The organism is Microbacterium sp. ZW T2_14 (genome assembly GCF_044987405.1).
Taxonomy (GTDB): domain Bacteria; phylum Actinomycetota; class Actinomycetes; order Actinomycetales; family Microbacteriaceae; genus Microbacterium.
This window is the reverse complement of record NZ_JBJDRK010000032.1, coordinates 1-11,960: the sequence shown is the minus strand read 5'-3', so window position 1 is coordinate 11,960 and position 11,960 is coordinate 1. Positions and strand designations below refer to the sequence as shown.

The following is an 11,960-nucleotide window of genomic DNA, read 5'->3' as shown; positions in this document are numbered from 1 at the left end:
GCTCCGCGGAGTATGCGGCAGGATGCCGCGACGACCTCGCGGTTCACACCACGCGCTTGCCGTGTCGGACGCGTGCGGCAGCCTGCTCCCGACCTGGCCGCAACTTGCGGTTGCGGTGTCGGACGCACGCGGCGGCCGGCACCCGACCTGGCCGCGCGCCGCCTACCGAAGCGTGGCGGCAGGCTCGGGGCGATGAACTCCGCGCGGGCGGTAACCGAGGGCATCCGAGACGCCGGCGAGATCCGCGAGGTACCAGAGGATCGCGAGCCACATCTCGGTGCCCTGCAGGCCGGGGTCCGTCTCGGCGAGGCCGCGGGTCGCGGGACTCGGCGCGCGGAAAGAGAATCCGGCGCCCGGCACCCAGGTCGACACCGCATCCGACAGCAGGCGCGCAGCGAGGTCGCGCACCTCTTCGCCGCGATAGCCCGTCGCACGCGTGAGCCACAGCGGGTGCGCGACGTCGAGCACGTTGCAGGCGTTGCGCGCACCGGCGGCGAACCATCGCGGGTCGCGCGCATGCCGCAGCACGGTGTCGATGACGCGCTCGGGATAGGGGAGCGGCATCCCGAACTGCGCGAAGGTGCCGCGCGTGGCGCGGTAGAAGCCGTTCACGACCGGAAGCAGGCCGCCGTCCGCAGCCGGCGCACCCCACATGCCGGTGTGCGGGTCGGCGTTCATGGCGAGCCAGCCGAACAGCGCCTCCTCCACACCTGCCGGAATCGGATGCCCCGCCCGCCGTGTCCACAGAATCGCGGTGCCGAAGCCGTCGATGTGGTGTCCGGCGTTCCAGGCGTCGGAGGCCCACGGCAGACTCTCGCAGAACTCGACCACGCGCTCCGGCGTGGCAGCGGTCACCCACGTGAGAGGAGCCGGAAACGCCGATCCGAGCAGATCGAGCGCGTACCCCACGCTCAGCACGTGGTACGCGACATCGCCGTGCGAGAACCCGAGGCCCGCCTCCTGACGACCGTCGGAATCGAGGGGCGCGACCGCACCCGTCGCAGCATCCTGCCAGTCCTGCAACCGCCGGATCTGGTCGGTTGCGGACGCCTGCGCCGGTGCCCTGGCGAGCAGCAGGTCGGCGATCTCGACCGCGTCGCCCTGCGCGCGCACCGTGGGCGCTGCACCCGGCCGGTCGACGAACAGCCCGAGGTCGTCGTTCCACGCGCGCTGAAGGACAGCGGATGCCTCGTCCCGCGCGCGCTCGGCCAGGTCGGCGACGCGCTCGGCGAGACCGGCGCCGGCGTCGTCCGCGGACGTGCCGGCCGGCGATGCGGCGAGGGGCGGAGCACCGGCGACGGGCCGGCCGGGCGCAACCGCGTCTCTTGGCCCGGCTGCGGCAGTGGCGGAACCGGTGTCCGTGGCGATATCCGTGGTGCTGCCCGTGTCGGTGGGGGAGCCGGTGTCCGTGGCGATGCCCGTGGTGCTGCCCGTGTCGCTGGGTGAACCGGTGCCCGTCGCGGTGTCGGCGGGGACGTCGAAGACGTTGCCCGCGGCATCCTGAGGCATTCCGGCCTCGGCGCCCGCGTTGATCGCCGTATCTGCGCGGCCTGACCCGCCCGCGTGATCGCCCATCGCGCCTCCGGCATCGACGTCACCGCGATCGTCCTCCGACGCGCCTGCCTGGTTGCCGCGCGGGTGGGGGCCGGCCAGTGCGGGCACGAGGCCGAGGGCGGGAGCATCGACGGCCTCGGCGGTCACGCCGGCTGCGAGATCGGTGTCGTCCTCGGCGCGGGCGGCGGCGTCGGCCGCCGCGTCCGGTGCGACGCCGGTGTCGTCCGGCTCGACGCGCCACCGGATGAAGCGGGCGGGGTTGCCGCCGACGACGGCGCCGGCCGGCACGTCCTTCGTGACGACCGCGCTGGCCGCGAGCACGGCGTGCGAGCCGACGCGCACGCCGTCGAGGATCACCACATGCGAGCCGATCCAGACGTCGTCGCCGATCTCGATGCCCTTCGAGGTGAGGGGTTGGCGGAACACCGGCGTGCCGGACTCCATCGAGTGGTTGAACCCGAGGATCGACGTGTGCGCGCCGATGCGCACGCCGTCGCCCATCGCGACGCGACCGCGGATCACCGTGTACGGGTTGATGCTGCAGTCCGCGCCGGTGACGAGGTCGCCGGTGAGGTAGGCGCCCGCGGCCACGTAGGTGCGGTCGCCGAGCCGCAGCGAGTCGTTGTCGATCGATGCGAGCTCCGAGATGAAACACTGCTCGCCGAGCGAATGATCGGCGCGGCCGTCGATGAGCGTGTGCTGGATCGCGAGCTGCGCCTCACGGTCGTCGACGGAGGCTTCGCGCCAGAAGTCCCAGGGCGAGTATTCGTGGGCGGCGATGGCGGGCATATGTCCCAGTATGGTTCGAGCGTGCCGTGTCGGACCGGCAGAATCCCCGTCGCGGGCGGGATCGGCGTGCCACCCGCGCCCCCGCGGGAACGCGGAAACCCCCTCCGCAGAGGGGGTTTCATCGGAGGGGCTGACGGGAATCGGCCACTCCGCCCCTCCACGCGCCGCTGGCGCGTCGCGCGGAGCCTCCGGCGGAGCGGGACCCCCCCGAAGCGGATCATCTCCGACATCAGCTCCTCCAACGCAGAATGAGGCGCGGCCTGGGGCCGCGCCTCATTCTGCATCGGAGGGGCTGACGGGAATCGAACCCGCGCTGTCTGCTTGGGAAGCAGAAGTTCTGCCATTGAACTACAGCCCCGAGGCCGGGAGGACACGGGGATCGAGGATCCCTTTCACGTCCCGGTGCACCCATCAAGGTGCGTATTCGGGTGGTACGTCGACGTCCCGCACCACATGTCAGCATACCTACTCTGCTCGCGAGGACGCGCGCCGATCGACCCTCGCCGCCGGTTCTTGCGAGGCCTGACCCTACCCGGCTGTCGCTGCGGATGGCAGGGCTGCCGACTCTCGGCCGCCGTTTGCGACAATCGACGGGTGCCGGCACCGATCGAGGACTACGCGCTGCTCAGCAGCTGCCGCACGGCGGCACTGGTCTCCCGCGAGGGCAGCATCGATTGGCTGTGTGTGCCGCGTTTCGACTCGCCGTCGATCTTCGGTGCCCTGCTGGGCGACGCAGAACACGGATGCTGGATCCTGCGCCCGACTGATGCTGAGGCGCGGAGCACCCGGCGCTACGACGGCGACACCTTCATCCTCGTCACTCGTTGGGAGACTGTCGGGGGAGTCGCAGAGGTCCACGACTTCATGCCTATCGACGGCCACCGCGTCGATGTCGTCCGCCGGATCATCGGCATCTCGGGCACGGTCGACTTCACGGATACCGTGCGGCTGCGTTTCGACTACGCCCGGGCGCTGCCGTGGATGCGGAAGGCACCCGGCATGCCGCTGGCGATTCTCGGCATCGCCGGACCCGACGCGGTGGTGCTCCGTGGCGCCCCGTTGCAGGCGGTCGATCACGCCCATTCGGCGCAGATCGTGGTCAGCGCCGGCGAGACGGTGGACCTCTCGCTCACCTGGTTCAAGTCCCACCATGAGGTGCCCGAACCGCTGGATGTCGACGACTCTCTCGCCGCGACGCGTGCGTGGTGGCAGGACTGGGCGGACCGCATCGACCATCACGGGCCGCATCACGACGCCGTCGTGCGATCGCTCCTCGTGCTGAGGGCACTCACACACGAGAGCACCGGCGGGATCGTCGCTGCGGCGACCACGTCGCTGCCCGAGGACTTCGGAGGCGCCAGGAACTGGGACTACCGCTACGTCTGGCTCCGCGACGCCGCCCTCACCCTCGAGACGCTGATCGAGCACGGGTTCACGCGGGCTGCGGAACGGTGGCGAGGGTGGTTGTTGCGGGCGATCGCCGGAGACCCGGCCGACGTGCAGATCATGTACGGCGCCGCCGGCGAGCGGGATCTCGCCGAGCGCGTGATCGACAGCCTTCCCGGATACGGCGGTGCGTCGCCGGTGCGGATCGGCAACGGCGCGGTCAGTCAGTACCAGGCCGACGTGATCGGCGAGGTCATGGTCGCACTCGAGGCGACTCGGATGGCGGGAGTCGAGGAGGACTCGTTCTCGTGGCCGCTGCAGCGGGCACTGCTCTCGCAGGTGGTGGAGTGGGTCGACCGGTCCGACCACGGCATCTGGGAGATCCGCGCCGAGGAACGCATGTTCACGCATTCGCGCGTCATGATCTGGGCGGCGCTCGACCGTGGCGTGCGGGCGGTGCGCGAGTCCGGTCTCGACGACGACGGCGACGTCGAGGAGTGGGAGCGGCTGCGCGAACGTGTTCGCGGCGAAGTGGAGGAGCGTGGCTTCGACGCCGAGCGGGGCTGTTTCGTGCAGTACTACGGCTCCACCGAAGTGGACGCGTCGCTGCTCCTCATCCCGCAGGTCGGCTTCTGCGGGTACGACGATCCGCGCATGCTGGGCACCGTTGCCGAGATCGAGCGGACACTTCTCCGCGACGGGCTGGTGCGGCGGTATCGGACCGAGGCGGACGTGGACGGACTCGCAGGCGACGAGAATCCGTTCCTGGCCTGCTCGTTCTGGCTGGTCGAGCAGTATGCCGGCAGCGGGCGCATCGATGACGCGAAGGCACTCATGGCCGACCTCGTCGGACTGGCCAACGATCTGGGACTGCTCTCGGAGGAGTACGACGTCGGCCGCCGCCGGCAGGCGGGCAACACGCCGCAGGCGTTGACCCACCTGGCGCTGGTGCGAGCGGCCGATGCCCTCGTCGGCCACGTCGGCAGGGCCGCGCTGCGCCGATGACGGGGCTCGGTCGCACGGGATGCTCCGCCGCTAGGCTGGCCGCGTGCTGACCGACGACCGTTCCCTGCCCCTTCGGCCCGCCGGCCTTCCCGCTCTCCACTGGGGCGTCGGCGCCGGCACGGCGGAGCTCCATCCCGGCGGACGACTCGAGGTCAGGGCCGCGGCCGGCACGGACTGGACGAACGACGCCCTGGGCGGCCCGGCGCAGCACGCGGCGGCATTGCTGGGATTCGAGGCGCCTGGGCGGTTCGCCCTCTCGGCCCGTGCCGGCGTCGCCTCGGCGCCGCGCACCACCTTCGACGCCGCAGCGCTCGCGATCTGGGGTGACCGGGACCACTGGGCCAAGATCTGCTTCGAGTACTCGCCGCACGGCGAGGCCATGGTCGTCTCGGTCGTGACGAACGTCTGGTCGGACGACTGCAACTCCACCGTGGTGGTCGACGCTCACGTCCACCTGCGGGTGTCGCGGGTGAGCGACCGCGCGTGGGCGTTCCACTCCTCCCCGGACGGACAGCACTGGGACTTCGTCCGCCTGTTCCGGCTCGAGTGGGACGGGCCCGTCCAGGTGGGGTTCCTCGCTCAGGCACCTCAGGGCGACACGTGCGTGGCGACCTTCGACGCCATCGCCTTCTCAGCGGACCCGCCGGCAGACCTGCGCGACGGCAGCTGACCGCCGTCGCATCGGCGCGAGGCCTCCGCCCGCCGGGGGATCACCTCGGCTCGTCAGCACCCGCCACAGCCCGGGAGACCGGCCGGCCGTCGATGGACGTCAGGCGGCCGTCATGCAGCTCGATGACCCGGTCTGCGCGTTCCACCAGCAGCGGATCGTGCGTCGAGACGATCGCGGCCAGCCCCTGCGAGTGCACCAGCTCGCCGATGAGGTCCATCACCGTCGCGGCGGTGCGCGAGTCGAGCTGACCGGTCGGCTCGTCGGCGATCAGCACGTGCGGCCGTGCGGCGATCGCCCGCGCGATGCCGACGCGCTGCTGCTGACCGCCCGACAGCTCGCCCGGGCGCTGGGCGGCGTGGCCGTCGAGGCCGACCAGTCGCAGCGCCTCGGCGACGCGCTGCTCGCGCTCCGCGGGCGGAGTCTTCGCGATGCGCAGGGGCAGTTCCACGTTCTCGGCCGCCGACAGGATCGGGATGAGACCGAACGACTGGAAGACGAAGCCGAGCCGCTCGCGGCGCAGGGCGGCGAGGGCGTCCTCGTCGAGGGCCGTCGCCTCGACGTCCCCGAGCCACACCGTGCCCGACGTGGGGCGGTCGAGTCCCCCGAGCAGGTTCAGCAGCGTCGTCTTGCCGGCTCCCGACGCGCCCCGCACGACCACGAGCTCGCCCGCGGCGACCTCGATGTCGATGTCGATGCACGCGTGCACGTCGCCCGCGGGCGATGAAAAGGTACGCGACAGTTTCTCGCCGCGCAGTGCAGGGGTCATGACGGCTCCTCGGTCGGGTCGACGGATGCCGGGGGCACGGGTGCGCCGGCGGGCCCGGTGACCGCGTGGTCCCCGGTCGACGCCGGCGCGGCGGAGTCGCCACCGACGGGGGGCGTCGCGGCTCGTTGTCCCGGCCACACGCCGACGTGGTCCGGCTCGAGGGCCAGGCGGACGCGCTCGCGGAGGTCGAGCGCGTTGACGAAGTCGTCGGGCAGCTGCAGCCGGCCGACGCGGTCGAGCACGGCGTACTCCTCCGCGACGTGCTCCTCGGCGCCATGCTCGTCCACGCGCGTCGAGCGCAGCACCTCGGTCGAGGTGCGGCCGTCGCGGATCTGCACGGTGCGGGCGACGTGCTCCGACACGGCCGGATCGTGGGTCACGATGAGGGTCGTCACCCCCAGCTCCCGGTTGACGGAGCGCATGGCTTCGAGCACGTGGGCGCTCGTCAGATCGTCGAGCTCGCCGGTCGGCTCGTCGGCCAGCAGCACGCGCGGGCTGTTCGCGATGCCGACGGCGATCGCGACGCGCTGCTGTTCGCCGCCCGACATCTCGGCAGGCCGCCGGTCGGCGCAGTGCGACACCTCGAGCAGATCGAGCAGTTCGCTCACCCGCGCCCGGCGGGCGGACGTGCCTCGCGAGGAGCCGGTGATCGCGAGTGCCGCGGCGACGTTCTCGCTCGCCGAGAGGTAGGGGAGGAGGTTGCGCGAGGTCTGCTGCCACACGAAGCCCACGCTGCGCCGCCGGAACTCGACGCGCTCCTTCTCCTTCATGGTGAGCAGGTCGTGCCCGGCGACCCACGCGACCCCTGCCGTCGGCTGATCCAGGCTCGACAGGATCGACAGCAGGGTCGACTTCCCCGATCCCGAGGCCCCGACGACCGCCACCAGCTCGCCCTGGTCGATGCGCAGGTTGAGTCCCTGCAGCGCCTGCACCTCGACGCCGGCGCCGTTCGCGGCCTGCACCTTGAAGATGCGCACGAGATCGGTGCACAGGATGTCGGCGTCCGGCGCCGTTCCCGGTCGATGAGCTTGTCGGACGGCCATGGTTCTATCCTTCCTCCACCGTGCGCAGGGCGCCGGCGGCGCGCACACGGCGCGAGAGGAGCAGGGTGATCGCGGTGAGCAGGACGGCGAGCATGGCGAATCCGCCGAGGGTCAGGAGCAGGATCGTCGGATCGATCGCATAGACGGGCGCCACCGACGATCCGGTGAAAGGCCGCAGGTCGACGGCGACCATCACCACGAGCGGCACCAGCGCGCCGAACACCGTTCCGGCGATCACGGCGGCGACGGCGGGCGGCCCGATCTCCCAGACGGCGAGGGAGGTCGCCGAGCGTCGAGGCGCACCGAGCGTGCCGAGCAGGGCGAGCACGCGGGCGCGCGATCCCGCAGCCAGGCTGAGGGTCATCACCAGCGCGAGTGCGCTCAGCAGGGCCGCCACGCCCGTGGCGAGGAGCAGCGCCCAGCGCACGCCTTGCACGGCGGGACCGGACTGGATGTCGGCGGCCACCTGGTCCGCCGTGTCGATGCGCACGGTCTGACCGAGCACCTCGTGCAGGGCGTTCTCGACGGCATCCGTGCCGGCATCGGGATCGAGACTCAGGAGCACCGTGCCGGCGCTCTGGTTGCGACCGAGCACCTCGTCGGCGTACGACGAGTCGATCGCGACCCAGTTCTCGCGCCCGCCGATGGGTACCGGGCCCCGCGACACGCCCACCAGCTGGGCGTCGACGCCGTCGAGCGTCAGCTTCTCGATGTCGCCGATGAGCTCGCCCGCGCTGCTCGAGGCGAGCATCGGCATCGGGCCGGTCGCGACGGGCTGGAGCGAGACGCCGGGTGGCAGCATCCCAGGTCCGTCCCCTTGCACCGCCCGCAGAGCGGCGGCGTCGACGATGAACACGGACGTGCCCTCGCGCACGCCGTCGATGTCGAGCGTCGCCACTTCGGCGCCCGAGATGCCCGTCGAGAGCTGGACGCCGTCGATCTGCTGCACGCGCTCGAGTTGGTCCTGCGTGAACAGCGAACCCTGCGCGCGCATGTCGGCGCCGACCTGCGCCCGGGACGCTTCGTCGACACCGGACTGCAGCGTGGACAGCAGCACCCCCGACGACATCGCCACCGACACCCCGACGACGAGCGCGAGCACGGGCGTCACGCCGAGCGTCGGCTCGCGGAGCGCGCGGGCCGACCCCACGAAGGCGTCCAGGTTCGCGCCGGCGCGAGCGCGATCGTGCACGACGGCGAGCGGCAGCGGGTACAGCCGGATCGTCACGAGGCATGCGACGAGCGCCAGCAGCAGCGGGGTGGCCGCGAGAAGCAGGTCGATCCCGTCGCTGTATCCGCGCACCAGGAGGAGCGCGAGCGCGGTCGCCGCGAGCCCCACGACGACCGCCTCGGCGATGAGCCGCAGCCGCGACCCGCGGCGGCCGAGATCGGCGCGCACCTGCCGCTCGGCCACGGACGGGGCGAGGACGAGCAGGATCACCGCGGGGGCGAACCCCGCCAGCAACGCCGTCGTCACACCGCCGGCGCTCGGAGCCGTGTGGAGGACCGGCGTCGCCGTCAGGATCACGGCGCCGGCCCCGATCACGGCCGGCGCGACGCCGACGAGCGCTCCCTCCGTGGCGAGCAGCCCGCGCAGCTGCCCGAGCGAGGCGCCGCGCGCCGACAGCAGCCGCAGGCTCGAGCGCCGGCCCTCGAGGATGAGCCGGCAGCCGAGCACCAGCACGGCGGCGGCCACCCCCACGGGGCCGGCGAGGAGCATCGCGATGACTCCCGCGGTCGCGCGCTGCTGCGCGAGGGCGTTCTCGATGGTGGCCGTGATGTCGGCGTCGAATCCGAGACTGAGCAGCCCCGGGCCGTCGGCCATGGTGCCGATCGTGTGCGAGACGGCGGTCAGCTTGTTGAGCGCGGCGATGGCCTCCTCCGCATTGCCGCCGTCGATGCGCTCCGTGTCGGTCGGATACCAGACGAGCGTCGACCACTCCTCGCTCAGACCCTCCGAGACCAGCGATGCCGGGTGGGCGTACGCCGTCCCGGTGACGCGACGCGGTTGGTTGCCGTCGTCGAACACGAACGGCTCGAGCACGGAGGTGACGTGGTCCCAGTACTCCGACGCGGGATCGACCGCCTCGAACAGGCCGACGAGCTCGAGTTCCACCGGGAAACGCCGCGGGTCCCCCACGGTGCGCACCTCGCCGACCGGCCATTCCAGTTCTGCGGCCGACGGAGCCGACAGGACCACCTCGATGCGGTTGCCGAGGGGGCTGTCACCCGAGGCGGTCGACGCGCCGGTGAGGTACGTGGCGGCGGGCTGCGGCATCCGTCCCTCGACGATGCGGATCTCGTCCTCGTACGCCGGATCGAACGCGATGGTCGCCGCCCGTGTGCCGTCGCCCTCGAGGATCTGGTTCTGGAGGCTCCGCGTCACCATGCGCCCAGGCCCGAGCACGTCGGGGAGCGGCTGGCCGGCGTCCTCGCGGATCTGATCGACGGATGCTGAGAACGACCCCCACACCTCCTCCGTCGTCCGGGGCTCGAGGGAGGGTTCGGTGCCGGTCTGCGGGAAGGCGCTGCTTCCGACGTTGTCGGAGGCGACGTCGCGCACCGTGGCCGGCAGGGCGTCGAGCCGATCGCGCAGGGTCGCGTCGCCGAGCGCGCTCAGTGCGACCGGCGCGGCCGCCGCGAGGACCGCGAGCACGAAGACCAGCAGTGCGACGATCGCGCCGCCGCCGGCGTGCGATCGCACGTGGTGCGCGACGAGCGCGCGCGTCGAGACGCGGCGGCTCATCGGGACTCCTCGCCCACGGTCTGGGTGCGTGCGGCGCGCGAGACGCTCACCGCCACACCGATGACGATGGCCGCGAGCCCGGCGACGAGAACCGAGATGGCCAGTGCGAGCGGCGCCGGGTCGAACGAGATGCCGCCGGCGACGGGAAGGATGCCGGGGGTCACGGCCCGCACCAGCTCGGGCACGATGAGCCACGACGCCATCCCGCCGGCGACCGCGCCCAGCAGCAGCGCGGCGCCGAAGACGCCGCCCAGCTCGGCCGCGCGCATACGTCCCTGAGTGCCCGCACCGATGCCGAGGGCCCGCAGCACGCCGAGCTCCCGGCGCCGGGCGACCGCCAGGGTCTGCACGATGGCGAACGCGGCGACCAGCGACAGCGCGATCGCCCCGGCCGTCGCGATCCACCATCCCGGTGCCAGCGCGCCGACCACGCCGGCGGCGACTCCCGGTGCCGCCGTGGCGACCGGGCGGTCGCCCAGGGCGGCGCTCAGATCGGCGTCGGCCTGTGGGTCGCCCGCCGCCCACACGGCGTTCGGCGCGACGATCGACGTGCCGCGCTGCAGCTGCGACACCAGCAGGTTCTCCATCGGGGCGAACAGGGCCAGCGGCGATGAGGCGCCGGGCACCACCTCGGCGACAGAGGAGACGACCGCGTCGCCGTGGCGGCCCGTGCCGGCATACCGGAACTCGAACACGTCTCCCTCGCCGATGCCGAGGTGCTGCGCCAGGCCCTCCGTGATCACGACCGCGACGGGAGGGGCCTCGTCGTCGGGACCTTCGCCGGGAGTCGTCTGTCCGTCGTCGGCGAGCCAGAGGACGACCTGGTCACCGCTGCCGGGAAGCTCGGCCTCGGCGTGGATGTCGAGCGGGCCGCTGCCCACGGCATCCACGGTCTCGAGTGTCAGCTGCATGGTGGCGCGGCTGAAGGATCGGCCGCGGTCCGCGCCGATCGCGAGCAGTCGCCACGGCGCCGTCCCGGTCGGCAGCGGCGCCTCGGCGACGACCGTCGCGGAGCCGTCGCCGTTCGGCCGCGATTCGCCCTCGAGGGTGAGGACGGTGGGGGCGCCGGTGGCGTCGAGCAGCACGGCGGCGATGGTGGGACGGGGCAGCAGCTCGCCGAGCGACTCGGCGCGTGCAGTGACCCGCAGTCCGCTGGCACCCTCGCCGAGCGGCAGAGGATCACCGGCGGCCGTTCCTTCGGCCTGCGCGGGCGCGGCCAGGGCCTCGAGCGCGGCCTTGTCGACCAGTCCGCCGGCCGAGGTCACGACCAGCGCGATCTCGGAGGCCGGGACGGCGACGAGCTGCGCGTCCGCGTCGCCGATCTCGATGGCTTCGACGAGGGCCGGTGCCGCGGCGTCGACACCGTCGATCGCCGCTGCCGCCGCCACGTCGCCCGGGTCGGCGGACTGCGGCGACATGTCGACGCTCAGGTCGGCGCCCGCGCGCACCGCGGCGGAATCTGTGACCATCGCCGTCGAGGTCGCGCTGTAGGCCGAAGCGAAGACGGCCTGCGCGACCGTGAGGGCGACGAGGAGTACGGCGACGGCGTAGATGGGGATGCGGCGGGCCACCTGTCGCGCCGGGTAGCCCGGCTGCACCGAGGGGAACGCGGCGGCCGGCCGCGACCACGCCACCGCTGCCGCGCCGAACACCGCGAGCGCGACCAGCGCGCCGGCCATGAGCACGACCGCCGGCGCGACCGCGACGATGGGATCGAACCCTCCTCCCCGCGCGAGCGGCAGTTGCCAGACGACGAGGCCGCAGGCCAGGAGCACCACGACGACGACCGCCGCCGTCGTCGCCCGCCCGGCGCGCGTGCTGGTGCGGGCGCGCTCGCCGCGTCGGAGGGCGACGGCGAAGACGACGGCCAGCACGGCGGCCGTCGCGAGCGCCCACGGCCACGCGGCGAGTGCGCCGGCCGGCGCCCAGCCGGCCATCGCCGCGATCGCTGCCGCCGCGGCCACGCCGACCACGACGCCCGCGAGCCCGACGAGGACGCCC

Annotated in this window: 7 protein-coding genes and 1 tRNA gene; 2 read left to right on the top strand and 6 right to left on the bottom strand. The window is 72.8% G+C overall.

Features of this window, described 5'->3' with window-relative positions:
- Window positions 1-162: 162 nt before the first annotated feature.
- Together ACI3KY_RS12010 and ACI3KY_RS12005 are read right to left on the bottom strand one after the other, a co-directional pair.
- Window positions 163-2,343, bottom strand: coding sequence for a DapH/DapD/GlmU-related protein (locus tag ACI3KY_RS12010; protein ID WP_404930403.1), 2,181 nt, complete (start codon window positions 2,341-2,343; stop codon window positions 163-165).
- Between the two features lie 287 nt (window positions 2,344-2,630).
- Window positions 2,631-2,701, bottom strand: a tRNA-Gly gene (locus ACI3KY_RS12005).
- A 236-nt stretch (window positions 2,702-2,937) separates the two neighbouring features.
- Here ACI3KY_RS12005 and ACI3KY_RS12000 point away from each other — a divergent pair.
- A complete protein-coding gene (locus tag ACI3KY_RS12000) occupies window positions 2,938-4,734 on the top strand; it encodes a glycoside hydrolase family 15 protein (RefSeq protein WP_404930402.1) in 1,797 nt (598 codons plus the stop codon).
- A 43-nt stretch (window positions 4,735-4,777) separates the two neighbouring features.
- Entirely contained in the window at window positions 4,778-5,404 is a 627-nt protein-coding gene (locus ACI3KY_RS11995; protein WP_404930401.1) for a DUF1349 domain-containing protein, read from the top strand.
- Between the two features lie 40 nt (window positions 5,405-5,444).
- Here the strand turns inward: ACI3KY_RS11995 and ACI3KY_RS11990 are convergent, their stop codons facing one another.
- The 4 genes from ACI3KY_RS11990 to ACI3KY_RS11975 form a co-directional block, all read right to left on the bottom strand.
- Window positions 5,445-6,170, bottom strand: coding sequence for an ABC transporter ATP-binding protein (locus tag ACI3KY_RS11990; RefSeq protein WP_404930400.1), 726 nt, complete (start codon window positions 6,168-6,170; stop codon window positions 5,445-5,447).
- Window positions 6,167-7,213, bottom strand: coding sequence for an ABC transporter ATP-binding protein (locus ACI3KY_RS11985; RefSeq protein ID WP_404930399.1), 1,047 nt, complete (start codon window positions 7,211-7,213; stop codon window positions 6,167-6,169). The genes ACI3KY_RS11990 and ACI3KY_RS11985 overlap by 4 nt, the downstream gene beginning before the upstream one ends.
- A gap of 4 nt (window positions 7,214-7,217) precedes the next feature.
- Window positions 7,218-9,959 carry an FtsX-like permease family protein gene (locus ACI3KY_RS11980; RefSeq protein ID WP_404930398.1) on the bottom strand — a complete coding sequence of 914 codons (2,742 nt, stop codon included), beginning with the start codon at window positions 9,957-9,959 and terminating at the stop codon, window positions 7,218-7,220.
- The coding region (locus ACI3KY_RS11975; protein ID WP_404930397.1) for an FtsX-like permease family protein at window positions 9,956-11,960 on the bottom strand (2,005 nt) is incomplete at its 5' end. The genes ACI3KY_RS11975 and ACI3KY_RS11980, both read right to left, overlap by 4 nt.

Excerpts from the sequence above, each read along its gene's own strand:
- ACI3KY_RS12010 (WP_404930403.1), bottom strand. The coding sequence starts at position 2,343 with ATGCCCGCCATCGCCGCCCACGAATACTCGCCCTGGGACTTCTGGCGC.
- ACI3KY_RS11990 (WP_404930400.1), bottom strand. The coding sequence starts at position 6,170 with ATGACCCCTGCACTGCGCGGCGAGAAACTGTCGCGTACCTTTTCATCG.
- ACI3KY_RS11985 (WP_404930399.1), bottom strand. The coding sequence starts at position 7,213 with ATGGCCGTCCGACAAGCTCATCGACCGGGAACGGCGCCGGACGCCGAC.
- ACI3KY_RS11980 (WP_404930398.1), bottom strand. The coding sequence starts at position 9,959 with ATGAGCCGCCGCGTCTCGACGCGCGCGCTCGTCGCGCACCACGTGCGA.